The organism is Bradyrhizobium sp. 956_D2_N1_4, from assembly GCF_052076025.1.
Lineage (GTDB): Bacteria > Pseudomonadota > Alphaproteobacteria > Rhizobiales > Xanthobacteraceae > Bradyrhizobium > Bradyrhizobium barranii.
On record NZ_CP197237.1, the window covers coordinates 1,573,398 to 1,598,351 of the forward strand.

At 62.6% G+C, this 24,954-nt stretch carries 19 protein-coding genes; 12 read left to right on the forward strand and 7 right to left on the reverse strand.

From position 1 onward, the window contains the following. Positions 1-40: 40 nt before the first annotated feature. The 6 genes from AB7535_RS07190 (at position 41) to AB7535_RS07215 (ending at position 7,352) form a co-directional block, all read left to right on the forward strand. On the forward strand, positions 41-991 hold the full coding sequence (locus tag AB7535_RS07190; protein WP_085399431.1) for an ABC transporter permease: 951 nt from the start codon (positions 41-43) through the stop codon (positions 989-991). Further along, entirely contained in the window at positions 988-1,881 is an 894-nt protein-coding gene (locus AB7535_RS07195; RefSeq protein WP_085399432.1) for an ABC transporter permease, read from the forward strand. The genes AB7535_RS07190 and AB7535_RS07195 overlap by 4 nt, the downstream gene beginning before the upstream one ends. 2 nt (positions 1,882-1,883) lie before the next feature. Next, a complete protein-coding gene (locus AB7535_RS07200; RefSeq protein ID WP_167768070.1) occupies positions 1,884-2,897 on the forward strand; it encodes an ABC transporter ATP-binding protein in 1,014 nt (337 codons plus the stop codon). Beyond that, complete coding sequence (locus AB7535_RS07205) at positions 2,894-3,898, forward strand: ABC transporter ATP-binding protein (RefSeq protein WP_085399434.1); 1,005 nt, start codon at positions 2,894-2,896, stop codon at positions 3,896-3,898. The genes AB7535_RS07200 and AB7535_RS07205 overlap by 4 nt, the downstream gene beginning before the upstream one ends. Positions 3,899-3,952: 54 nt before the next feature. Further along, the gene (locus tag AB7535_RS07210; RefSeq protein WP_085399435.1) at positions 3,953-5,449 is read left to right on the forward strand and encodes an ABC transporter substrate-binding protein; all 1,497 of its coding nucleotides are present in this window, start codon (positions 3,953-3,955) and stop codon (positions 5,447-5,449) included. Positions 5,450-5,711: 262 nt separating this feature from the next. Next, positions 5,712-7,352: an amidase family protein gene (locus AB7535_RS07215; RefSeq protein WP_135214992.1), complete on the forward strand. Its 1,641-nt coding sequence runs from the start codon at positions 5,712-5,714 to the stop codon at positions 7,350-7,352. 74 nt (positions 7,353-7,426) lie between these two features. Here AB7535_RS07215 and AB7535_RS07220 read toward each other — a convergent pair whose 3' ends face one another. Then, positions 7,427-8,329, reverse strand: a complete 903-nt coding sequence (locus AB7535_RS07220; RefSeq protein ID WP_063984453.1) for a LysR family transcriptional regulator — start codon at positions 8,327-8,329, stop codon at positions 7,427-7,429. A gap of 153 nt (positions 8,330-8,482) precedes the next feature. Between AB7535_RS07220 and AB7535_RS07225 the strand changes: the two genes are divergently transcribed. Continuing rightward, complete coding sequence (locus AB7535_RS07225) at positions 8,483-9,184, forward strand: alpha/beta fold hydrolase (protein WP_085399436.1); 702 nt, start codon at positions 8,483-8,485, stop codon at positions 9,182-9,184. A 387-nt stretch (positions 9,185-9,571) separates the two neighbouring features. After that, complete coding sequence (locus AB7535_RS07230) at positions 9,572-10,999, forward strand: DUF1254 domain-containing protein (protein WP_063984452.1); 1,428 nt, start codon at positions 9,572-9,574, stop codon at positions 10,997-10,999. 222 nt (positions 11,000-11,221) lie between these two features. On the opposite strand, the gene AB7535_RS07235 is transcribed toward AB7535_RS07230, so the two are convergent. Then, positions 11,222-11,464 carry a DUF1127 domain-containing protein gene (locus AB7535_RS07235; RefSeq protein WP_085399443.1) on the reverse strand — a complete coding sequence of 81 codons (243 nt, stop codon included), beginning with the start codon at positions 11,462-11,464 and terminating at the stop codon, positions 11,222-11,224. Between the two features lie 158 nt (positions 11,465-11,622). Between AB7535_RS07235 and AB7535_RS07240 the strand changes: the two genes are divergently transcribed. Beyond that, a complete protein-coding gene (locus AB7535_RS07240) occupies positions 11,623-13,197 on the forward strand; it encodes a winged helix-turn-helix domain-containing tetratricopeptide repeat protein (protein WP_085399438.1) in 1,575 nt (524 codons plus the stop codon). 245 nt (positions 13,198-13,442) lie between these two features. On the opposite strand, the gene AB7535_RS07245 is transcribed toward AB7535_RS07240, so the two are convergent. Then, entirely contained in the window at positions 13,443-14,411 is a 969-nt protein-coding gene (locus tag AB7535_RS07245; protein ID WP_085403208.1) for a glycosyltransferase family 2 protein, read from the reverse strand. Positions 14,412-14,890: 479 nt separating this feature from the next. Here AB7535_RS07245 and AB7535_RS07250 point away from each other — a divergent pair, with 479 nt between their 5' ends. Continuing rightward, positions 14,891-16,069 carry a glycosyltransferase gene (locus AB7535_RS07250; protein ID WP_349642910.1) on the forward strand — a complete coding sequence of 393 codons (1,179 nt, stop codon included), beginning with the start codon at positions 14,891-14,893 and terminating at the stop codon, positions 16,067-16,069. A gap of 57 nt (positions 16,070-16,126) precedes the next feature. Here AB7535_RS07250 and AB7535_RS07255 read toward each other — a convergent pair whose 3' ends face one another. Then, the gene (locus AB7535_RS07255; protein ID WP_085403112.1) at positions 16,127-16,753 is read right to left on the reverse strand and encodes an alpha/beta hydrolase; all 627 of its coding nucleotides are present in this window, start codon (positions 16,751-16,753) and stop codon (positions 16,127-16,129) included. Beyond that, positions 16,750-17,688: a ring-cleaving dioxygenase gene (locus AB7535_RS07260; protein WP_085403113.1), complete on the reverse strand. Its 939-nt coding sequence runs from the start codon at positions 17,686-17,688 to the stop codon at positions 16,750-16,752. The genes AB7535_RS07255 and AB7535_RS07260 overlap by 4 nt, the downstream gene beginning before the upstream one ends. A gap of 129 nt (positions 17,689-17,817) precedes the next feature. Here AB7535_RS07260 and AB7535_RS07265 point away from each other — a divergent pair, with 129 nt between their 5' ends. Beyond that, positions 17,818-18,729: a LysR family transcriptional regulator gene (locus AB7535_RS07265; protein WP_085403115.1), complete on the forward strand. Its 912-nt coding sequence runs from the start codon at positions 17,818-17,820 to the stop codon at positions 18,727-18,729. Between the two features lie 158 nt (positions 18,730-18,887). Next, positions 18,888-21,035 carry an adenylate/guanylate cyclase domain-containing protein gene (locus tag AB7535_RS07270; RefSeq protein WP_439037251.1) on the forward strand — a complete coding sequence of 716 codons (2,148 nt, stop codon included), beginning with the start codon at positions 18,888-18,890 and terminating at the stop codon, positions 21,033-21,035. A gap of 105 nt (positions 21,036-21,140) precedes the next feature. Here AB7535_RS07270 and AB7535_RS07275 read toward each other — a convergent pair whose 3' ends face one another. Together AB7535_RS07275 and AB7535_RS07280 are read right to left on the reverse strand one after the other, a co-directional pair. Next, entirely contained in the window at positions 21,141-23,831 is a 2,691-nt protein-coding gene (locus tag AB7535_RS07275) for a hybrid sensor histidine kinase/response regulator (RefSeq protein WP_085403117.1), read from the reverse strand. Beyond that, positions 23,828-24,859: an ABC transporter substrate-binding protein gene (locus tag AB7535_RS07280; protein ID WP_085403118.1), complete on the reverse strand. Its 1,032-nt coding sequence runs from the start codon at positions 24,857-24,859 to the stop codon at positions 23,828-23,830. Before AB7535_RS07280 ends, AB7535_RS07275 begins: the two co-directional genes overlap by 4 nt. Between the last annotated feature and the right edge of the window lie 95 nt (positions 24,860-24,954).

Genomic DNA, 24,954 nt, shown 5'->3' on the forward strand with positions numbered 1-24,954 from the left:
TGTTGATCGTGCGGCGGATGAGCCCTGAAGCCGAGCGCGCATGAGCGTATTCTTTCTTCGACGTCTGTTTACCTTGCTGGCGACGCTGGTCGGCGCATCCGTGATCATTTTCCTGGTGCTGGACGCTCTTCCGGGCAACGCGGCGCAGATGCTGATGGGCGCCGATGCCTCGGCCGACGCGGTGCGTGCGCTCACCGTCAAGCTCGGGCTCGACCAGCCGCTGGCGGTTCGCTATCTGCAATGGATCAAGGGCCTCCTCGTCGGCGATCTCGGCAACAGCTATGTCTATGGCACGCCGGTCGCGAGCCTGATCGCGGAGCGGCTGGTGCTGACCGTTCCGCTCGCGATCATGTCGATGCTGATCACGGTGACGCTGGCGCTCTCGGCCGGCATCTACACCGCGGCCAACCACAACAAGCTCGGCGACGTCGGCGTAATGTCGTTGACGCAAGTGGGCATCGCGCTGCCGAATTTCTGGTTCGCGATCCTGCTGGTCCTGCTGTTCTCGGTGCGGCTGCAATGGCTCTCGGCGGGCGGCTTTCCCGGCTGGGAGGATGGCATCTGGCTCGGCATCAAGTCGCTGCTGCTGCCGGCGATCTCGCTCGCCGTGGTGCAGGCCGCGATCCTCGCGCGCGTCACGCGCTCGGCCGTGCTCGAAGTGCTGCGCGAAGATTTCGTCCGCACGGCGCGCGCGAAGGGTCTCGGCAAGCGCGAGGTGCTGTGGAGCCACGTGCTGCGCAACGCCATGATCCCCGTGATGACGGTGATGGGGCTGCAATTCGCCAATCTGCTCGCCGGCACCATCGTGATCGAGAACGTGTTCTACCTGCCGGGCCTCGGCCGCCTGATCTTCCAGTCGATCGCCAACCGCGACCTGATCGTGGTGCGTAATTGCGTGATGCTGCTTGCGGCCATGGTCGTCATCGTGAATTTCGTGGTCGATGTGCTCTACGCCTTCATCGATCCCCGCATCAAGGTCCACGATTTGTGAGCGCGCCCCTGGCCACTTCGGTTGACGCCCCGGTCGCAACGCGTCCGCTGCCGGCCCGCACCTTCTGGACCCGCGCGCTGCGTCACCGCAGCTTTGTGCTCGGCGGAGCGCTGAGCCTGCTGGTGCTCGCCTCGGCGCTGCTGTCGCTGGTGTGGACGCCGTGGTCGCCCTATGAGATCGACATCGCCTCGAAGCTCCGGCCGCCGTCGGCGGCGCACTGGCTCGGCACCGATTCCTTCGGCCGCGACATCGTCTCGCTGCTGCTCGCAGGCGCGCGCTCGACCATTCTGGTCGGCATCATCGCCGTGAGCATCGGTCTCACCTTCGGCGTCTGCCTCGGCCTGGTCGCGTCGGCCAAGCGCGGCTGGACCGAAGAGATCATCATGCGCTTCTCCGATTTCACCTTCGCCTTTCCGGCGGTGCTCTCCGCAATCATGCTAGCCGCGGTCGTCGGGCCGGGCATGGTGACCTCGATCATCGCGATCGGCATCTTCCAGATCCCGACGCTGACCCGGCTGACGCGCGGCTCGGCCAACGCGATCTGGGCGCGCGAATTCGTGTTGGCCGCGCGCGCGTCGGGCAAGGGCAAATTCCGCATCACCATCGAGCATGTGCTGCCCAACATCCTGTCGATCCTGATCGTGCAGGTCACGATCCAGTTCGCGCTCGCCATCCTTGCCGAAGCCGCGCTGTCCTATCTCGGTCTCGGCACGCAGCCGCCGCAGCCGTCCTGGGGACGGATGCTGAACGACGCACAGACGCTGCTGTTCCAGTCGCCGATGCTTGCGGTCTATCCGGGCGCGGCGATCGCCATCGCGGTGCTCGGGCTCAATCTGCTCGGCGACGGACTGCGCGATCTGCTCGATCCGCGACTGGCGCGGGAGCGATGACGATGGGGGAGCGCTCAACCCTGCCGCTGATCGAGGTCGCCAATCTCGGCGTTCGCCTCAACACCAGCCGCGGACCCGCGCAGGCCGTGCGCGGCGTCAGCTTCACCCTCAAGCGCGGCGAGACGCTGGGTCTCGTCGGCGAATCCGGCTGCGGCAAGTCGGTGACGGCGCTGTCGCTGATGGGCCTCTTGCCAGACAGTGCTGTCGTGACCGGCAGCATCAGGCTTGACGGCAGCGAGCTCGCCGGTCTGTCGGATGCGGATTATTGCAAGCTGCGCGGCAACCGTATCAGCATGATCTTCCAGGAGCCGATGACCGCGCTCAACCCGATGCACACGATCGGCCATCAGGTTGCCGAGCCGCTGCGGCGTCACAAGAAATATTCGGCGGCGCAGGCGCGGCGTGAAGCGATCGCCTTGCTCGACCGCGTCGGATTGCCCGACCCCGCAAGGCGGATCGACGCCTATCCGCACCAGTTCTCCGGCGGTCAGCGCCAGCGCGTCACCATCGCCATGGCGCTGGCCTGTGAGCCCGACCTCCTGATCGCGGATGAGCCGACCACGGCGCTCGACGTCACTATCCAGGGCCAGATCCTCGACCTCATCGCCGATCTCGTCGAGGAGCGCGGCATGTCGATGATCCTGATCTCGCACGATCTCGGCGTTATCGCCGAGAACGTGCAACGCATGATGGTGATGTATGGCGGCACGGTCGTCGAGAGCGGGCCGACCGACGAGGTGTTCCGCCGGATGGGCCATCCCTACACGCAGGGCCTGTTCCGCGCCCGGCCGAAGCTCGGCGCGCGCAAGGGGACGCGGCTGACGACGATCTCGGGGACGGTGCCCGAACTTGCGGAATTGCCTGCCGGCTGCACGTTCGGCGACCGCTGTCCGCTGGTCGAGGACAAGTGCCGCGTGGCGCTGCCGCCGATGATCGAAGTCGGTCCCGGTCACGGCGTGCGCTGTGTGCGCACCGATGTCTCCATGGCCGCGAATGTCGGAGCGCTGCCCGCATGACCGCAGCGCCGCTTCTCGACGTCAAGAATCTTGAGCAGCGTTACACGCTGCCGCGCGAAAGCCTGTTCCGCCCGCCGGGCCAGGTGCGCGCGCTCAACGGCGTCAGCGTGCGGGTCGATGCCAGCAAGAGCCTCGGCGTCGTCGGCGAGTCTGGTTCGGGCAAGTCGACCTTCGCGCGGGTGGTGATGGCGCTGGAGCGGCCGATGTCGGGGCAGGTCGCGCTGCTCGGGCGCGATCTCAACCGCATCTCGCCCGACGAGCTGCGCCGCGCGCGCCGCGATTTCCAGATGGTGTTCCAGGATCCTTACGGATCGCTCGATCCGCGCCAGACCATCGCGCGCATCGTCGCCGAGCCGCTCACCGTGCTGGAAGATGCCGACCGCACCACTTTTCGCGCCCGCGTCTCTGCGGTGCTGCGGCAGGTCGGCCTGCGCGATGCCGACATGGACAAATATCCGCACGAATTTTCCGGCGGACAGCGCCAGCGCATCGCGATCGCGCGCGCGCTGATCACCCAGCCGAAGCTCATCGTCGCCGACGAGCCGGTTTCCGCGCTCGACGTCTCCGTGCAGGCGCAGGTGCTCAATTTGATGCAGGACCTCCAGGAGCAGTTCGGCCTGAGCTACATCCTGATCAGCCACGACCTCGCCGTGGTCGACTATCTCTGCGACGAGGTCGCGGTGATGTATCTCGGCCGGATCGTCGAGCAGGGCAGGCCGGAGGACCTGTTCGAGCGCTGTGCCCATCCCTATACGCGGGCGCTATTGGATGCCGTGCCGCGGGCGCGCGCCGGCGGCGGCCGACGGCGGCGCGGGGCCCAGGCGATCGCCTCGCAATCGGTGACTGCTGCCGGATGCCCCTATGTCGCGCGCTGTCCGCTCGCCGACCAGCATTGCCGCGAGGTTCCGCCCTTGCTACGCAAGGTCGGCGAAGCCCATCTCGCCGCCTGCCACAAGGCGGAGGCCGTGATGGCATTGCCGCACGCGGTCATGGAAGGTTAGTGTCCCCCATGGAATTGGCGTAGGCTGAGACAAGAGAAGGCCGGGGAGTTACGCATGTTCAGGAAATTATCGATCGTCGCATTTGCCGCCGCGCTTGTCGCAGCACCGCTGCCGGTGCTGGCGCAGGGCAAGAAGGACAGCGTCGTCATGGCGATGGCGCTAGAGCCGCCAGGGCTCGATCCCACCATCGCCGCCGCGGCCGCGATCGCCGAAGTAACGCTCTACAACATCTATGAGACGCTGACCAAGATCAACGAGGACGGCTCCGTCTCGCCCTTGCTGGCGGAGAGCTGGACCGCCTCGCCCGACCTGAAGACCTACACGTTCAAGCTGCGCAAGGGCGTCAAATTCCAGAACGGCGAGCCGTTCGATTCCGCGGCGGTGAAGTTCTCGTTCGAGCGCAACGCGATCGCGACCAGCACCAACAAGGACAAGAGCCTGTTCCAGGCTTTCGAGAAGGTCGACGCGCCCGACGCCGACACCGTCGTGATCACGGTGAAGTATTCCGAGCCGAACCTGCCGTTCCTGCTCGGACAGGCGAGCGGTTCGATCGTCGAGCCGAAGAGTGCAGCCACCAACGGCACGCAGCCGGTCGGGACCGGGCCCTATCAGCTCGGGGCCTGGGCCAAGGGCTCCTCGATCACCCTGACCAAATGGGCCGACTATCGCAACGCCGCCGCGATCAAGCTGTCGAAGGTGACGATCCGCTTCATCTCCGACCCGGCCGCGCAGACCGCGGCGCTGCTCTCTGGCGACGTCGATGCGTTCCCGCGCGTTGCGGCAGCGCGCGCCATCGGACAGTTCAAGGCCGATCCGCGCTTCAACGTCATGGTCGGCGGCTCCCGTGCCAAGACCATCGTCGGCATCAACGAGCGCAAGAAGCCGCTCGACGACGTCCGCGTGCGCCGTGCCATCCTCGCCGCGATCGACCGCAAGGCGATGGTCGACGGCGCGGCTGATGGTTTCGGCACGCCGATCGGCAGCTTCTACGTGCCCGGCGCGCTCGGCTTCGTCGACACCACCGGCATCAACCCCTACGATCCCGAGAAGGCCAAGAAGCTGCTGGCGGAAGCCGGCGTCACCACGCCGCTCGAACTGTCGCTGAAGCTGCCGCCGCCGTCCTATGCGCGGCAGGGCGGCGAGATCCTCGCGGCCCAGCTCGCCAAGGTCGGCATCATCGCCAAGATCGAGAATGTCGAATGGGCGCAGTGGCTGTCGCAGGTGTTCGCCGGCAACGGCCCGCACAATTTCGACCTCACCATCGTCAGCCATGTCGAGCCGTTCGACCTCGTCAAGATCACCGAGCCGGACTACTACCTCGGCTACAACAACGAGGCCTTCAACGCGCTCTACAAGCAGATCGTGTCGACGCCTGACGAGGCCGGCCGCGCAAAGCTGCTCGGCGATGCCCAGCGCATGCTGGCCACCGACGCGGTCGCCGGCTTCCTGTACCAGCCCCAGCTCATCACCATCACCAACAAGAAGCTGAAGGGCGTCTGGAAGGACGTCCCGCAATACGAGAACGATTTCTCGACCTGGTCCTGGGAGTAGGGGCCGTTCGATCAAGTCGAACCTGCTGCAACGTTGACCTCTCCCCATCGGAGGAGAGGTCAATCTTTTTGGGCAACCCAAAACAAAAACCTGAAAAACAACCCCATGCACAGTAGCCGGGGTTAGATATTTCAATGGCTTGCACGGTCCGCTCGATGGCTTGCTGAGCCATGCGATGCGGTTGACCCGTCGGGCAAAACACCGGCAATATACGATCATCGCGGCGTCATGGTTCGGGACGCGCCGTCAGGCGAGGCACGCCATGAAGAAGCCATCCCGCCGCGATGCCGGCATCGCCGCGGCTGCCGTCAGCGCTGAAGCACCGATCACTCTGAAGCTCGACAATGCGCCGATGAGCGATATCGCTCATGCGCTGGCCAGCGGACAGGTCACTGCCACGGCGCTGACCAAAGCTTACCTCGCGCGCATCGAAGCTTATGACCGCAACGGGCCCGCGCTCAACTCCGTGCGCGCGATCAATCCCGACGCGCTCGGGATCGCTGGCGAGCTCGACGACACAAAACCATCGGCCAAGCGGCCGTTGGCGGGCATCCCGATCCTGGTGAAGGACAACATCGCGACCGGCGACAAGCAGCCGACGACGGCGGGCTCGCTGGCACTGGAGGGCGCGCGCGCCAGGAGAGACGCGACAATCGTCAAGCTGCTGCGAAAGGCCGGTGCGGTGATCCTGGGCAAGGCGAACCTGACGGAGTTCGCCAACATTCTCGCGGCCGACATGCCCTCGGGCTATTCGTCGCTCGGCGGCCAAGTGAAAAACCCTTACGCGCCGGCGCTGATGGGCGATCACGGCATTCCGGTCGTGCAGCCAGGCGGATCAAGCGCGGGTTCGGCGGTCGCGGTGGCGGCCGGCCTGTGCTCGGCCTCGATCGGCACCGAGACGTCGGGCTCGCTGCTGTATCCCGCAAGCCAAAACGGCCTCGTCACCGTGAAGCCGACCGTTGGGCTGGTCAGTTGCGCCGGCATCCTGCCGATCGCGCACAGCCAGGACACTGCAGGGCCGATGACGCGCACGGTGCGCGACGCGGCGATGCTGTTGAACGTGTTCGCGGCCGAAGACCCACTCGACCCCGCGACCGAGCGGCAGCGGCGGCCGGTCGACTACACCGCCGACCTCGCGACCGACGCGATGAAGGGCGCGCGCATCGGCGTGCCGAGCGACTCGACCGACCCGCTCAACGATCGCTATTACGGCAAGCTGCCGCCCAGGTCGGCCAAGGTGATGGTCGACGCGATCAAGGTGCTGGAGGATCTGGGCGCCATCATCGTGCGTGCCAACATGCCAACATCTGGCTGGATCGGCGGGCCGGGTACGAGCATGAACGTGCTCAATCGCAATCCCCTGAGTCGCAACAAGGGTAATCTGGCGACGCCGCCGATCGTCTTCCTCTACGAGCTGAAGCACGATCTCAATCTCTACCTCAGCGATTGGGCGACGAACACAGAGATGAAGACCATGGCCGACATCGTGGCCTTCAACGAGGCGAACGCTGAGACGGCGCTGCGGTTCGGCCAGGACCTGTTCCTCGCCGCCAACATGACCAGAGGCGATCTCAGCGAGCGCGAGTACAAATCGGCGCGGGCCATGGACCTGCTCTCCGCCAAGACGCGCGGCATGGACGCCTACATGAACCAGTACAAGCTCGACGCGGTGCTGTTTCCCGGCGCCGCCGGCTGCGTGATATCAGCGAAGGCGGGCTATCCCAGCGTCATGGTGCCGGGCGGTTTCATTTCGGGAGCAGACGACAAGGACACGCCTGACTATCCGCTCGGCGTAACCTTCGCAGGCCGTGCCTGGAGCGAGCACAAGCTGCTGCGTCTGGCCTACGCCTATGAGCAGGCGACCGACATGCGCAAGCCGCCGCCCGGCTTGCCCGCGCTTTAGATGTCACTGGCCGAGAGGATCAGGCGGAAATCCCTGCTCGCGCGTCGGACCCGTTTCTGGCCAGTTCCTAAAGTTCAGAGTGACAAATTGCGCGACACGCCCAAGGCGTCGACAAGAAAATCGATGAACAGGCGGGCTCGCAGGGGGAGTTGTCGTCCGAATGCGTGCAGGACGTAGACCGGTGTGGTGAACATCGGTATGCCCGGCAGCACGACATTCAATCGTCCGGCGGCAAGCTCGTCCTCGATAGCGATGCGCATGAACTGCGTGATGCCAACGCCTTTTATGACCGCCTCAATCAACGACTGGGCATCGTCGCTATCGAAGGGGCCATTGGGGATGACCCGTGTGCCGTCCGCAAAAGTAAATGCTTGCGGCCGGCCACCAAGCAGATGGCGAAGGCAGGCATGCTGAGTGAGATCGTCGATCGACTGCGGGATTCCTCGTCGCTGAAGGTATTCCGGCGATGCGCCCAGAACATATTGCAGGACACCTAACGAGCGGCCGATCAGGTTTGTGTCTTCCAATTCGCCAATTCTGACAGCGAGGTCGAAACCCTCGCGGATGAGATCGACACGGCGGTCCGTGACGCTGAGATCAAGCTTGATGTCCGGATAGCGCTCCAGGAACGAGCCCGCCCATGCGGAAATCAACGGGCGTCCAAATGTACTCGGCACAGTGACCCGAAGCACGCCACGGACGTTTCCCGGAACCTGCACGACGTCGTCGGCTTCCTCTATCGCGCGCAGATGGGGAGCGACGTGCTCGTAGTAAGCGGCGCCTTCGGACGTTGGGCTGAGTGTGCGCGTTGAGCGCTGCAGCAAGCGCACGCCGAGGCGTTGTTCGAGGCGCGAAACGCTTTTCGATACCGCCGAGGGGCTGGCGCCGATCGATCGCGCGGCGCCGGCGAAAGAACCCGCGTCAACCGTCCGCACGAAGGCCAGCAGACCGGCCGTTCTTTCTAGAATCGTTGTCATTCAGGACTTTGGATCGCGAAAGAACCGAACGAAAGACGGCTAATCGGCCATTTATGAACGAATAGTCTGACTTTCGCAATGGAGGCCCCGACAACCGAGTTGGTCTTCCAATGCCCTTCATCGCTGAAGCTCGTGCAAAAAAGGAAAAGCAGTATGTCTGCGCAAATCAAGCCAACGATCGTTTTCTGTCACGGCATTTGGGCCGATGGCTCCTGTTTCAGCAAAGTCATTCCAGCATTGCAGGCCGACGGGTACGAAGTGATCGCCGTTCAATATGGCCTGGACTCCTTTGAGGAGGACCTGGCGACGGTGAGGCGCACACTCAATCGTGTTGGCAGCCCGGTCCTTCTCGTCGGCCATTCGTATGGCGGCGCCACCATCACGGGCTCGGGCACCGATGAACGCGTGGTCGGTCTCGTCTACATTGCAGCGGTCGCTCCGGATGCCGGCGAGACCGTACAGGACCGGCTCGACAAGTATCCGTCGGATATCTTCTCACGCGTCGAGGTCGCCGATGGGCGTGCCTGGATGCTTCCGAGCGGCACCGAGTTCTTCGCAGGAGACCTCTCCGCGGAAGACCAGAAGCTGGTTTGGGCCACCCAATATGCGCCCGTCTACAATCTGTTCCAGCAACAGAAGCTCAGCGCCGACAAGATCGCGTGGCGGTCGAAGCCGAGCTGGTACATTCTGGCCACGCAAGACCATACCGTGCATCCGGATCTGCAACGCTGGGTGTCGAAGCGCATGGGAGCGACGGTCACCGAAGTGGCGAGCAGCCACGTGCCGATGCTCTCCCAGCCAAATGTGGTTATCGACGTGATACGCAAAGCCGCGGCCGCCGTTCAAAAAAGCTGATCGCAAATAAGATACATTGCCGGACACGAAGGAGAGGTCGTTCGCGAGGCGACCTCTCTTATTCATGGGCTGGCGTGCGACGGCCGCTCTTGGCCCTTCGCAGACGTGGCGTTGCTCGATGCAGATTTCGGCTTGTGACCCCAAGCTGGCGTGCTGGGGCATTGGCGCGGTGTCGGCTTTTGACCCGAAGCGGACATTTTCCGAACGAATGAGCATCAACGTATTGGAAAATGCTCATGAAATCGGATTTCGATTGTAGTTCAGCGCGATTTGGCCTGACAGCTGCAAGCTGTTCGTTTTTCCGTAGTCCGCTGAGACTATTTCGTGAAATGATGACCCAGCTTCCCGGGTGTCTATTTGGCGCCCTTTCGCGCGTGGGTGGTTCACATGAACATTCGATCAAGTGTATTGGCCGCCGCTCTGACGGGCTCGATATTCGCACTGACGCCAAGTGTGTCGCAGGCGGAATGGCCTGACATCCGCGAGGCCAAGGCCATCGCCGAGGAAGGCTTCATCTACGGGCTGCCGATCGTGATGAACTACGCCGTCATGTACGAATATGCCGTCGACAGGAACTCTGGGCAATTCAAGGCGCCGTTCAACCAGATCAAAAACGAGGCGCGTGTCTATACATACAAAGACACGGCCGTAATAACTCCCAATAGCGACACGCCCTATTCGCTGTTATGGCTCGATCTGCGCGCCGAGCCGATCGTTCTTTCCGTGCCGGCTGTTGACAAGAGTCGCTACTATTCAGTGATGCTTTGCGACGGCAACACGTTCAATTACGGCTATATCGGTAGCCGCGCGACCGGAAGCGAGGCCGGAGATTATATGGTGGTTGGGCCGAACTGGCAGGGTGCCACTCCGCCTGGCATCAAGAAGATGTTTCGCTCCTCGACACAATTTTCCGCCGCCGCCTACCGCACCCAGCTCTTCCATCCGGCAGATATGCCGAACGTTGAGAAGGTCCAGGCCGGCTATAAGGTGCAGCCCCTGTCGGCCTATCTCAAGCAGCCCGCGCCCCCCGCCGCAGCGGCCGTCGACTTTCCCAAGGCTAATGCGGAGTTGGTGAAGAAGAACTTCTTCGAGTATCTCGACTTCGCTCTCCAATTTGCGCCGGCCGGGCCGGAGGAAAAGGAAATCCGCGCCAAGCTCACGCGCATCGGCGTCGGCCCCGGAAAGACCTTCGACTTCAAGGATCTTCCGCTGACCCACAAGATTGAAATCGGGCTGGGGATGAAGGACGGCGAAGAGAAAGTTGAAAAGTATCTTGCTAGTGGACAGAAAGACGTAAATGGCTGGAAAATCGGATCGCTGTTCGGAGACCGGCAATTCTACAGCGGCGACTGGCTGAAGCGCGCTGCCGCAGCCAAGGGCGGCATCTATGGCAACGACGCAATCGAGGCCGTCTATCCAATGACGAAGGCGCTTGCTGATGGCGAGGTGCTCGATGGTTCCAAGTACAAGTACACAATCACTTTTTCCGCCGGACAATTCCCGCCGGTAGAGGCTTTCTGGTCGGTGACGATGTATGATGGCAAGAGCCAATTGCTGATCGAGAATCCGATCAACCGCTACCTGATCAACTCGCCGATGCTGCCGGACATGAAGAAGAATGCCGACGGCTCTCTCACGTTGTATATCCAAAAAGATTCGCCCGGCGTCGACAAGGAATCCAATTGGTTGCCGGCGCCGAATGACGAAATCTACCTCGTGATGCGTTTATATTGGCCGAAGACAACGGCGCCTTCGATCCTGCCGGCCGGTGGGGGCTCATGGCAGCCACCGGCCGTTGTGCGCGCAGCCAACTAAGCAATCTGAGGTGATCGAGTGATGCTGGCCAAGGTCCGCTTGTGGCCCTTCGCAGACGTGGCGTTGCTCGATGCTGATTTCGGCTTGTGACCCCAAGCTGGCGTGTTGGGGCGTTGGCGCGGTGTCGGCCTTTGACCCTAAGCGCAAGCCGGTATCTGGGCCGCCAAGCGGCTCGCGTCGACCAATTTCCAACGGACCGTCCACCGCTCCCGGAGGTCGACGTCATCCGACCGATCGTATGCCTCGCGGGTCAGTATGTCGGTTCGAGGCCACGTAGTCGATCTCGCCATACGTAATCCCGATATCCTTCAGCTCCTGATCACTTAGGTGGCAAAGATCGCGCCGCAGCCGCTCCCATTTCCGCCACTCTTGAAAAGCGTTCCAGCAATTCTTGAAAACGCTGACATTGCGTCGCTGGGAGTCTGCCGTCTGGACCAAGCCCGTTGTCTGATAAATCATGCTCATCGCAGTATCCTCGGGCACCGTGTTTCCACCCTGGCATGCTGCCAAAATCCGGCCCGGCACGCTTGATCTGCTGCTTACATTTTCCTTACGGACAGCTTATTCTTTGTTTTCCAAGTGTTGCCGGGCCTGACCGGAGACCGTCCAAGGGATTTCGCGTCTTGCGCTATCTCTTCGAAGACTACGAACTGGATTCCGGCCGCCGCGAGCTGTACCGCGACACAAGCGTCGTTGCCCTGGCGCCACAGACCTTTGACTTTCTGGACTACCTCATCCGCAACCGCGAGCGCGTGGTTTGCAAGGATGAGCTCATCACAGCCATTTGGAAGGGGCGGTGCGTGTCGGATGCCGCGCTGACGACCCGCCTGAATGCCGCTCGGTCCGCAATTGGCGATTCCGGGGAGAAACAGCGGTTGATCAAGACGCTGCCAAGGAAGGGCTATCGCTTTATCGGTAAGGTGCAGGAGGCTGACGGCGCCCCCACTGTGGCGGTCACAGAAATCCAGAGGGAGACGGCTAAACCCGCCCTCCCACTTCCCGATAAACCGTCGCTGGCCGTTCTGCCATTCACCAACCTGAGCTCCGATCCAGAGCAGGAGTATTTCGCCGACGGCATGGTCGAGGACATCATCACCGGCCTTTCACGGTCCAAATCGCTGTTCGTCATCGCGCGACAGTCCACTTTTACCTACAAAGGCAAGGCTATCGACATCAGGCAGGTCGGGCGCGAGCTGGGCGTTCGGTATGTGCTCGAAGGCAGTGTGCGCAAATCCGGCGATCGAGTTCGCATTGCCGGGCAGTTGATCGAGGCCACGACGGGTGCTCATCTTTGGGCGGACCGGTTCGACAGCCAGCTCAAAGATATCTTCGATCTGCAGGACCAAGTGACGAGTAGCGTGATTAGCGCGCTCTTTCCTCAATTGGAGCGCGCCGAGATAGAGCGCGCAAAACGCAAGCCAACTGAAAATCTTCAGGCCTACGACTACTATCTGCGTGCACTCTCGAGCTTCTATGAATTCACCCGCGAACAAAACATTGAAGCCCTCAGACTGATCCGGCTTGCTGTCGAGATCGATCCCGGATTGGCCTCAGCATACGCGCTTGGTGCTTATTGCTATCTGCAACGAAAGATCTTCGGCTGGACGATCGACGCGGATCAGGAACTGAACGACACCCGACGGTTGGCAAGGCGTGCGATCGAGCTCGATAAGGATGATCCAACCGTACTCGTGAGAGCCGGGCAGGCAATTGGCGCCGTATTATACGAGATGGACGATGGCGTGGCCCTCGTCTCCCGAGCGCATGAGCTTAACCCGAACTTGGCTGTCGCACGGTATACGATCGGCTGGGAACACATACGGCGCGGTGACATAGAGGCGGCGCTCAAGCAGTTCCACGCCGGGGGGCGTTTAAGCCCCATGGATCCGTTTCTTTTTCTGCTGCAGACCGGCATAGCGTTTGCGCATTTCTTGACGGATCGATACGAGGACGGGTCATCATGGGCCAAGTCGGCTGTGCTGCACCGGCCCAACTATCTCAACGCACAATTTATTCTGGCGGCATGCCACGCGATGTCTGGAAGGGTCGAGGAAGCCCGGATGATCGGTGCACGCCTGGTGGAAGCGAGGCCGGCTCTGCGCGTCTCCACACTCGTTCCAAAGCTCGCTCGATTTTACAGGCCGGAACACCTCGAAAGGATAGCGCGAGCTTGCCCCATCATGGGTCTCCCCCCATGAGTGCTGCGGTTGCCGGGAAATACTGGTCTCATTCCAATTCCCATCAACGGCGCAGTATGCAATGTCGGCTTGTGGCCCTTCGCAGACGTGGCGTTGCTCAATGCTGATTTCGGCTTGTGACCCTAAGCTGACGTGTTTGGGCGTTGGCGCGGTGTCGGCTTTTGACCCATAGGGGACCTTGCCATTTCGAGCGGCGGTCAGTTAGCTGCGCTATCAGATCAGAGCGTTCCCGCAGAAAGGATGAATTAAATTGCACCCGGCGCGCGCGCCCGAGCACGGATGATCTTGTTGAGAGCCATCAGGACCGAGGGGCGCAGGATTTGGATTGCGTCACGGATCGTTGCGCCGAGTGGCTGCCGGCCGATCCGTCCGCGTAGTCGAGCAACCCGCAACGCACGCACGACCGTTTCAGGATCGGGAAGTTCTCCTTTATCTTCCAAAAGGCTCCAAGTGAGGCGTTTGAGATCGACTGTCTCTTGGTCAATGTGAGTGAACGACCCGTCTGCCGTGATGCAGGGGTGGTTGGTCATGTCGTAAAAGATAAGACCATCGTCTATCGCTACCATGTCACCATGGCAGGCCAGATCAATGAAGAACAGTTGGTCGACCCCCCAACTTATCGACTTGTAGTTTCGCATCAGGCAGCCGGCTTTGACGACGTTGCTATTGACCAACAGCGTCGATGGGACAATTCCGAGCGACCGCGTTTTGCCCACCAAATAGAGATCAGTCAGGCACTGTTGGCCCGAATACACGTAAATCTCACCCCCTTGCCGGTACTTTATGCCTTTGTCTTGCACCAGATGGCTTGTGGAGGTGATGACTGCCGCGGCGGGGTAGGCCAACGCAAGTCTCGCGAAAGACGTAAGCGCCCCTGGCGCGAGCCAGTCGTCGTCATGCAACAATTTGATCCAGGGACCGCGACACGCAAGCATCGCATTGTTCGTGTTCTCGACCTGACCACGGCCTCTGCGGTTCTCGACGACTCGGATGCGCGGTTCTGTGCTGACATATTCGGACAAGAGGCGACAACTCTCGCCCACTAACCCTTCGTCGTCGCTGATCACCATTTCCCAATCGGAGAAGTCCTGCTGCAGCACGCTTTCGATCGCGCGTTGCAGCCCAAAAGGACGTCGAAAGGTTGGGATCGCGACCGAAATGAACGACCGGAGTTCCGCCTCGCTGTTCGACAGTTCTGCTGGAGACACAATCATCATCCCCTAGACGCAAGACCGCTCAACAATAACAGTTCTCGGGGAGCGGCAACATCCTAGATGTCCGGATGTGGCCCTTAGCGGACAAATCCGCGTCCTGAACAGTTGGACCGCTCTTGCCGCTTAGCGGACCTGGCCATCAGCTCCAATGTCCGCGTTGGCCCATAAGCGGCCTTCCTCTCCTTACGGCTGTAACCATCTCCCTCCGGGGAGACATCGTTCGGTAGCGCGCGCCGCTCCATTCTTGGCGTGGCCCGCGCGAACACAAGCGCAGCCACGCGTCCGTCCGGAAGCCTGCATTGGGTTGCGCAGGATGGATTGCGACAGCGCATTCGCAACCGTGACGAAAGGGTTCTACGATGTCTTATAATTTTCTGCTGGCGTCGTGGGGGACCCTCGGGAATTTGAGCCCGCTGCTGACTGCGGCGCGGAGATTGCACCGGAATGGACATCATATCCGGGTGATGGCGGATCCGGCGATGCGCTCGGAAGTCGAGGCCTCCGGCTTTGCATTTGTCGCATGGCGCCGCGCCCCGACCGGAAAGGCTGCGGATCCGGTGGACGTCTCGGATGTGAAAGACTTTCTACGCCAGGCCGTCTTTGATCCTGCTGCGCTCTATGCGGCCGATGTACGGGATGAGATCGGCCGTATGCCGACGGATGCCGTTCTCGTGCTTGACGTGCTGTTTGGAGCTGCGCTCGGGGCGGAGGCGTCAGGCGTGCCTTTCGCTCTGCTGTCCCCTCATGTCAGCATTCGGCCCCTGCCGGGAATGCCGCCGGCCACCAGCGGGTTGAGGCAACCGAAAACGCCGGAAGAGCGCGCCGAAGTCGACGCCGCCAATGCCAGGCTTACCGAAACACTCAATGTGTTTCTGCCAAGTCTCAACCGCGCGCGTGCCGATCTGGGTCTTCCGCTTCTGGCAGATGTCTACGATCTGTTCGATCGGGCCAACCGGCTTTTGCTCGCGACCAGTCGAGCGTTCGACTTTCAAGCGGACGCGCTGCCCGACAATTTCCGCTATGTCGGACCGCTGCTCGATGTACCGAACTGGTCAAAATCTCGGCAGACGGAGGCGTGGCGAGCGCCATGGTCGGCTCAGTCGGATCGTCCTCGCGGGCTGATCGCATGCAGCACGGGCGCGCAGGGTCAGCGCGAGCTGTTTCAGCGCATTATCAACGCGATGGAGGCGGTCGAGATCGATGCCCTTGCAACAGCCGGTCCCAATGTCGACGTCGCCGATCTCCGGGCTCCGAAGAACGTGCATTTGGTCCGGGGCGCTCCCCATGACCTCGTCATGAAGGATGTTTCCGTGGTGATCTCGCAAGGCGGCCACGGAACGACCACGCGTTCACTCATCAACGGACTGCCGCAGCTCATCCTGCCAATGGGGCGAGACCAGGCTGCCAACGCCGCGCGCGTCGAAGCGAAGGGGGCAGGGCTTCAATTGCCTCCAACCGCCTCCGAAGCGGAAATTGCCGCGGCGGTGAACCGATTGATTGCAGAGCCGCAATTCAGGAAGGCGGCCTGTCTGCTCGGCGAGGCCATGAAAGTCGATATCGATCGGTCCGGCCTCGTCGACGAGATGGAGGCGATCGCCGCCATTGGCCGCGCGGCGAGACCGCAACCGAAGAAACAATCGCTTCGAAAATCTGCCTGACGGATCGCAAGGCGAATGAGCGGCGCACCGTTCGTGAACGATGCGCCGCTCGTTGGTTCATGCCGCTTTGGCGTCGACGCTGCCGATCCAGTTGCGGGCCAGCGTGACGTCGGCCTGCGACAATTGATGGCCTGCCGGCAGGACCTTGTGGTCGACACGCGCGCCGGCTTCCGACAACAGCGCCGCAAGCGTTGCCGAATTGCTCGCCGGCACGATCGGATCGGCCTGCCCGGACAGCAGCAGAATCGGCTTGCCGCCAAGCTCTGCCTTCGGCGGATCCGACAGCGGCACCATGGCACGCAGCAGGATTGCGCCTGCCAGGACGTCCGGCTTCAGCAGCAACAGCGCGGCTGCGATGTTGGCGCCGTTGGAGAAGCCGACCGCAACCGGCGCGGCGATGCCGTATTGCTTCCGCGCATCCGCGACGAAGTCGCCGAGCTCCAGCGCGCGCCGGCGCACGTCGTCCTCGTCGAACACGCCCTCGGCGAGACGGCGGAAGAAGCGCGGCATGCCGTGCTCGAGCACGCGGCCACGCGGCGAGAGCAGCGCGGAGCCGGGCGAGATCATCTTGCCGAGCCCAAGCAGGTCGTTCTCGTCACCGCCGGTGCCGTGCAGCAGCAGCATCGGAGGGGAGCCCGCGCTGGTCGCGGGCTCGAAACGATGGATGAATGTGCTCTCGGTCATGACGCGCTTTCTTCCAGGCTCGGCAGAACATTTTCGATCTGCTTGCGCTGCGCTTCGAGGAAACTCGGCAGCTTCAGATCACGTCCCAGCGTTGCGACCGGTTCGTCGACGGCGAAGCCGGGGATATCGGTCGCGATTTCGAACAGCACGCCGCCGGGTTCGCGGAAGTAGATCGAGCGGAAGTAGTTGCGGTCCCTCTGCTCGGTCGGATGCAGGCCGTGATTGCTCACGAGCTTTTGCGCCATCCGGCCCTGCTCGGCGTCGTCGGCCGCGCGGAAGGCGATGTGATGGACGGAGCCGCCGCCCTGATGTCCGCGCAAAAAGCCCTTGGCCTCGTAGATGTCGACGACGCTGCCTTCGGCATCGCCCGGCGCCTTGAAGCGGATCACCGAGCCCTCGCGTCCGGTCTCCTTGAAGCCGAACACGTCGGTGAGCACGGAAGCCGTCTTCGCCGCGCTGTCGAGCAGCAAGGTCACGCCATGGAAGCCGCGGATCGCGTGCTCGGCCGGGACGTCGCCATTGCTCCAGCCGGGCTCGTTCTCGGCACCGGGGACACCCACAAGCGCGAGCGCCATGCCGTCAGGGTCGGTGAACGGCAGCACGGACTCGCCAAAACGCTTCTCCAGCGCCTCGTAGGCGATGTCCTTCTCGGTGAAGCGCTGCGTCCAGTAGCCGAGCGAGCGCTGCGGCACACGGAAGGCGGTCTGATGGGTCTCGCCGACGCCGCGGCGACCGGCGGGCACGCCGGCCCAGGGGAAGAAGGTCAGGATGGTGCCGGGGCGGCCGGTCTCGTCGCCGTAATAGAAGTGGTAAGTGCCGGGATCGTCGAAATTGACCGTCTTCTTGACGAAGCGCAGGCCGAGATCCCGGGTGTAGAAGCCGAAATTGCGGATGGGATCGCCGGCGATCGCGGTGACGTGGTGCAGTCCAGACATTGTCGTCCTCCAGAATTCGGGGAGCGGTCTTGCTCTGGGTGGAAATATCGTTCCGCTTTGGATTGGAGACAATCCATGCAAATATGACATCTATGTCTACGATTTGGAAACAATCGCCGGGGCCGGCCCTTGGATAAGGTCGCCAGCCTCCGGGCCTTCGTGAAGGTGGTCGAAAGCGGCAGTTTTGCCGAGGCGGGCCGGCAGCTGCGGCTGTCGCGCTCGGCGATCAGCAAATACATCGCCGACCTCGAGGAGAGCCTCGGCGTCCAGCTTCTGAACCGGACGACGCGCCACGCAAGCCCGACCGAGAACGGCCAGCGCTACTTCGAGCGCGCGGTCGTGATCCTCTCGGAGATCGAGGCCGCCGATCAGGCGGTGGCGCAGGCCCAGTCGGCGCCGCGCGGCCTGCTACGGGTCAACGCGCCGATGTCGTTCGGCACGATGCGGCTCGGTCCTGTGCTGGCCGATTTCATGGCGCGCTATGGCGAGCTTCAGCTCCAGATCGTGCTCAGCGACGATCTGCTCGATCCCGTCCAGGACGGCTTTGACGTGACGCTGCGGATTGCGGAATTGGAATCCTCGAGTTTGATCGCGCGAAAAATCATGCCGGTGGCGCGCATGATCTGCGCTTCGCCCGATTATCTCGCGCGTCACGGCACGCCAAAGCATCCGCAGGACCTGCGCGAGCATGTCTCGTTGACCTACGGCTTCCTGCTGACAGGCAATCAGTGGAAGCTCACGGGCAGCGACGGCGATCACTGGATCCAGCCGGCCTGGTCGCTCTGCGTCAACAATGCCGAAGTGCTGCGCGACGTCGCGATCAAGGGCAGGGGGCTCGCGCTGCTGCCGGAGTTCATTGCCGCCGATGCGTTGAAGAAGGGCGAGCTGCGGACGGTGCTGGACAAATATTCCGCGCCGCCACTGGCGCTCTATGCGGTCTATCCGCCGACCCGGCATTTGTCGGTGAAGGTGCGGCTGTTCATCGATTTTCTGGTTGAGCGGTTTGGGCGCGAGGAGGAGGCGGGTGTGCGGACGCGCTGAGGTAGGCGCGGGCTCATCAAGCGGCCGGCCGATGTCTGCTTGGCCCCGAACAGCGGCCGAGAAGCGGGGTATTTTGCCTTTGGGCCAGAAGGCGGCACAAACGGATGGGCAATCCTTGCAACCCATTGTAGAATAGGGGCGGCTTGGAATTGCGTACCATGGCGCAGGAGCGGCCAGTCCGGGTTGGGCGCAGGTTAGCGGCTATCTTGGCCGCCGACGTGGTTGGCTATTCGCGACTCATGCATCGCGACGAAGAGGACACACACGCTAGACTGACTTCCCTTTTAACGGAGGCTGTCCACCCGGCGATCGCCGAACACCGCGGCCGCATCGTCAAGAATACCGGCGACGGATTCCTGGCAGAGTTTCCAAGCGCGGTCGAAGCGGTCCGCGGGGCCGTGCAGTTCCAGACCCGTATCAAGGAGATAACGATCGACGAATTAGGAGACACGCGCATTGCTTTGCGCGTGGGTATCAATATCGGCGACGTAATCGTCGAACCCCACGACATCTTTGGGGATGGCGTTAACATCGCGGCTCGGCTTGAGGGCATCGCGGAGCCGGGCGGCATATGCATCGCGTCTTCTGCCTACGATCAAATCCGAGGCAAGGTCGGGGTACAGTTCGCTGATTTGGGCGAGCAAAACCTCAAGAACATTGCTTGTCCCATCAGATCCTACGCCGTGGTCTGGGAGACGCCTAGCCAAGCGACACGGGCCTCAACTGCGTCCACGTCGCCCACGATACTTGGCCACGGTAGCGAGCCAGTCTCGCATGTTCGCCAAAGGAAGTACCCGTTTGGTCCGTTCAGGATTGTGAGAAGCCACGAGGAAACGGGCCTGATCGGCCACAGCGCGGTAAAAGAAACCGCTGCTCGCCGAGCAATGCATCTACTGGCCAACATCAAATCTGGTCCCAATACCGTACTCGGCATGATGTTCTTACTGGCAGCGGTAGGCGCTTTGGCCGTTGGATTGATTGGCTATTGGACGACCTGGAAACCGGCTCGCACCGAGCTTGTGCACGCGAGTACTGCACCGCGCACGCCGACGGGCTCAGTGATCAAGCCGACCCACTCTCAGGGGCCGATAGTTCTGATCCTCCCTCTCATCAATAATACTGGAGACCCAAGATATGATGCAGTTGCCTCGATCTTGACCGAGCATATTGGCGCCTCGATTGGCAAGTTCTCTTCCTTGCGTGTCATCGAGCGCTCCCTCGCTGAACCAATGACGACGACCGAATACGGGCAACTAGCACGAAAAACGAGCGCCCAGTATGTCATTGGTGGCAGTCTGAGAGGTTCGGCCAAAGGCATGGCTATCAGTATTCAACTGAGTGATGCGCTCGCGGCGAGTTCGGTATGGTCAAGGAACTTTGAGGTTGGCTCCGAAATTATCTCGTCGACATCGCTTCAAGACGAACTCGCTGGTCAAGCTGCAACGTTAATCGCTGCCTATCCGGGTGCTATTGCGACCGCCGAGTACAAGCGGGTGCAGGCGAAGCCGACCGGCGAGCTCAGCTCTTATGAGTGCATTATCCAAGGCGTACTTGCAGGAACGGTCGGCACACCCGCAGCGGTGATCAGAGCGCGCGAATGTCTCGATCGCGTCACCCGCGAGGAGTCCGCCAACGCCACTGCCTGGGCAGTATTGGCTGGCGTTATGCTCAATCAGCGGTCGTTTGGGTTCGGATTGCCTCAAGACGAAGCGAGAAGCATCGACAAGCGGCTCTATCTCAACGAAGCGATCTTGAAGGCATCACTGCGTGCGGCCGAGCTAGCGCCGGATGATAGCTTCGTTCGCTTTCGCCTGGCCATTGGATACTTCGCCAATTGTCAGACCGACTTGCTGCAGTACGAAGCTGAAAGGGCGATTGCACTCAATCCATATGATGCCTACGCGATAGGTTCGTTGGGGCTTAGCCTGGCGTTTTCGGGACATTGGGATGCTGGCGCGGCCATGGCCGAAAAAGCGCTTGGCTTAATGGGAGCGAGTGCACCGAGCTTGTGGTGGTATGCGCCCGCAAAGCGACATTGGTCTAGAGGTGAACATCAGGAAGCTTACGAAACATTTCGCCGTGGTTACGTCGAGGGTCTTTGGCTTAGTCATCTCAACATGGCTTACGCGCTCGCATCCCTCGACAGGCTCGACGAAGCAAAAGCCCATGTTACCAAGCTATTGAAACTTGAGCCTGAGTTCTCCATACGCGAGGCAAACAGCTTCTTTCGGACGTACTGCCTCGAACCTTCGTTCCGCGAAAAAATGGCGAGCGCGTTGCGTAAAGCCGGGCTACCTGAGGAATGACAACGGTCCACCGCGGAGTTCGGCTTCGGGTCGCAAGCGGAAGGCGCTAGCGATCAGATGGTCCGCCAGGCCAAATCCGGGCTCGGCAAACTGGTCTGAGCATCCCTAACTGACTGAACGCTGCTCGGCCGGCCGGAGCAGATCGTCCAGCGCACTCATCGAGGCATCACGAAGTGCGGTGAGATCGCGCGCGGCGCTCTGGCATTCGGATGGGGACATCGAGGGCGCCGCCAGTTCGATCTCACGGCTGCGCTCGAACAAGCGGACGAGGCCGAGCGCGCCGGCGGCGCTGCCGAGCTGGTGCGTGAGCCGCGCAAGCTGCTTGTGATCGCCAATCGCTGCCGCCTTGGCGATGTCTGCGATCAGCTTGCCGCTGGTCTCCCCCAGCAAATGATGGAGCTTTTCGATTTGCGCGGGGCCGAGCAGCTCGCGCTGGTCGTCGAGGAAATGCAGGTCGATCAATGCGCCCGCGGCGAGTTGTGGTGCGGCCGGCTCATCCGGGGCGTCCTCGATCGCCTCGCGCAGCGCGTTGATCAGGATCGGCTTGCTGACGACCTTGGCGATGCCGGCGCTTGCGAGTCGCTCGCGGGCACTGGTGGACACGTCGGCGGTCACGGCGATGATGCGCGGCATTTTCGGCAGACCGAGCTTGCCGATTCGCGATGCCGCCTCGACGCCGTCCATGTCGGGCATGTGCAGATCCATCAGGATGATGTCGAATGCCTGATCGCGGGCGAGCGCGATGGCCGACGCGCCGTCTCTCGCGATCGTCGCGCGATGGCCGAGCCGGTTCAGGATCGCCTCGCCGACCTCGCAATTGACGGGATCGTCGTCGACCAGCAGCACCCGGAGCTGCCGCGACGGCGGCGGGACCGCGCCTTGCGCGACGCCGCTTGCGGCGAGGCCGAGCGGCACCTGAAGCGTGAACGTGCTGCCCGCGCCCGGCGTGCTCTCCACCGTCAGCTCGCCGCGCATCAGGCGCGTGAGCCGGCGCGCGATCGCGAGTCCGAGGCCGGTGCCGCCGAACCGCCGCGCGATGCTGTCGTCGGCCTGGACGAAATCGTCGAAGATGCGCTCGTGCATGTCGGGCGCGATGCCGATGCCGGTATCGCGAACGGTGATGCGCAGCAGGACATGATCGTCGCGTTGCTCGGCGGCCGCCGCGAGCGCAATTCCGCCGTGCGGGGTGAACTTGATGGCATTGCCGATCAGATTGAGCAGGATGCGGTTGAGCCTGACCGGATCGCCGTGCACCGATGTGTCGACCGTCGCATCGCAGGCGAGGTCGAAGGTCAGGCCCTTGCCGAAGGCTTGCGGACACATCAGCTCCGCTGCGGTCTCGATCAGCTGGTGGAGGCGGAAGTCGCGCGTCTCCAGCGTTTCGGTGCTGGCCTCCAGGCGGGCATATTCCAGGATGGCATCGACCAGCGCGATCAGCGTTTCGCCCGATGCCTCCGCAGTCGCGAGGTGGCGGCGCTGGGCCTCGCCGAGGCTGCCGTCGTCGAGCAGCTGCAGCACGCCCATGACGCCGTTCAGCGGCGTGCGCAGCTCGTGGCTGACGACGGCGAGGAAGCGCGACTTGGTCTCGTTGGCCAGCACGGCGGCCCTGCGCGCGCGCTCGGCCGCGTCATGCTCGGCCAGGGCCTGATCGCGGGTCTTTTCGAGTTCGGCGGTCCGCTCGACGACCTTGCGCTCGAGCGTCGCATAGGAGTCGCGCAAGTGAGCGGCCATCCGGTTGAACTGGTCGCCGAGCGCTTCCAGCTCGTCGCCGGTCTTGATCGCGAGCCGCAAGCCGAGATCGCCGCTGCCGATCCGCCGCGCGCCCTGCGTCAGGATCTGGATCGGCACGGTCATGCGCCGGCTGAGCCAGAGGGACACCAGGACCGCGCAGGCGAGCAGGACGACCAGGAGAAACGTCGCGCGTCCGATCGATGCATAGATCGGGGCGTAGGCTTCGCTGAGCGGAAGCTCGACGAACACCAGCCAGCCGAGCGAGGGGACCGTCGCATAGGTCGAGAGCACGCGCAGGCCTGTTAGATCCCCCTTGACCAGGCCGCCCGAAGGCGGCCCCACGCCATCGAGTGCGGCGCGCACGTCGGCATGCCCGGAGAGATCGGTCCGTTGCAGCGCCGGCCACAGATCGGGATGCGCGATCAGGACTCCCATGCGGTCGACCACATAGGCCTTGCCGGTGTTGCCGACCCTGATCCCGGCGACGAGGTCCCAGATGAAGCGCAGATTGACGTCGGCTACGATCACATTGGGATTCCGTCCGGTCCCGCGCGTGGCGAGCGTCATGAACGGCTCGGTGTCGCCGAGGAAGTAGACCGGCCCGTAATAGGCCCGGCTTTCATTGGCACCGCGGAAGGCCGGCGAGGCCGAGAGATCGGCCTTGCTGCCGACTCTGTCCGCGACACGGCGCGACACGCGCACCTGCTCGCGGCCCTGCGAATCGAGCTCGGCAATTTCCGCGATCGCGGGCGAGAGGCGCAGGAGCCGGATGGCGTTCAGGCGGTCGTCTTCGTTGCTCGACAGCTCCGGAGGCAGCCGCGAGAGCCATCTGATCTGGCTTTCGATCTGGCCGATGAACTGGCCGATCTGGATGGCCGCGCTTGCTGCCTGCTCGCGCTGGGTCGCCGCGAGAAGCTGCTTCTGCTCGCGATAGGAGAACCAGACGTCGAAGCCGGTGTTGATGGCGAGTGCGGCAAAGGCGAGGGCGACGATCGAGTAGAGATATTTTCGGAACAACCGGCCCGGGGGCGTCCGCAAATGTCCCTGGTCGATCGCCTCGTTCACTCGCGGATCTCGTCGGCGCGCGCCAGCAGCGTGAATGGAATGTTCAATCCGAGCGAGCGGGCGACAGTGCGGTTGATCAGGAGCTCGTATTTCCGCGGCGATTGCACCGGCAGATCTCCGGCCTTGGTGCCGCGCAGGATGAGATCGACGTAATCGGCCGAGCGCACCTCCAGCGTCGGCCCGTAGCTCATCAGTCCGCCCGCATCCATGAAGTAATGGAACGGATAGATCGTGGGGACGCGATGCTTGGCCGCCGCCGCCACGACCGCCTGACGGTGGACCACGAGGAAGCTGTCGACCAGCGCAACCAGCGCCGCCTTGGGCGGTTCGGAAAAGCGCCTGATGGTTTCGTCGATGTCCGTTGGCGCGTTAACGGGCGCGGGGGCCACGGACACCCCTGATGTCGCAGCTTCCTGCTCGATCGATTCGAGGAAGAAGCGCCCGGCGCGGGGCGTGGTCGCCGGGTTGAAAAGGACGCCGACGCGCGCGAGACCCGGCACCGCCTCCCTGATGAGCTGAAGCCATTTGCCGCCCATTTCGGCGGTGCTGTTGGTGAAGCCGGTGACGTTGCCGCCCGGATGCGCGAGGCTTTCGACGAAGCCGTTGCCGACGGGATCGTTGGCGGTCGCGAAAACGATCGGGATGGTTTTGGTGGCGGCAAAGACTGCGGCGGTTTCGATGGTCGAGCCGGTCAGGATCACGTCCGGCTTGAGCTCGAGCAACTCCTGGACCGCGGTCTTGAGCTTGTCCGGTCCGCCGAAGGTCGAACGAAGTTCGAGGCGGAAGTTGACGCCTTCGACCCAGCCTCGCTGCCTCAAGCCGACGATGAGACCACCCAGGCGGGAGGTCGGGCTGTCGGTCATGCTCCGTCTGGTCAGTTCGTCGTCGAGCGGCAATCCCGTCAGCGAGGCAACGATCCGCATGCGATCTGACGTTGCGCCGATCGCAATCCATCCTGCAGCGGTTGTGCCCGCGAGGCGAATGAAGCCGCGGCGATCGAGCGCGAACGCGGAAGGCCGTTCGGTCATGGAATTCTTTGCACGATGGTCTGTCCCAAGCCGGATGCTTAACGCGAAAGGGCGGTGTCCACAATTGATGAAAAAATGCGCTTATGAATGTTCAT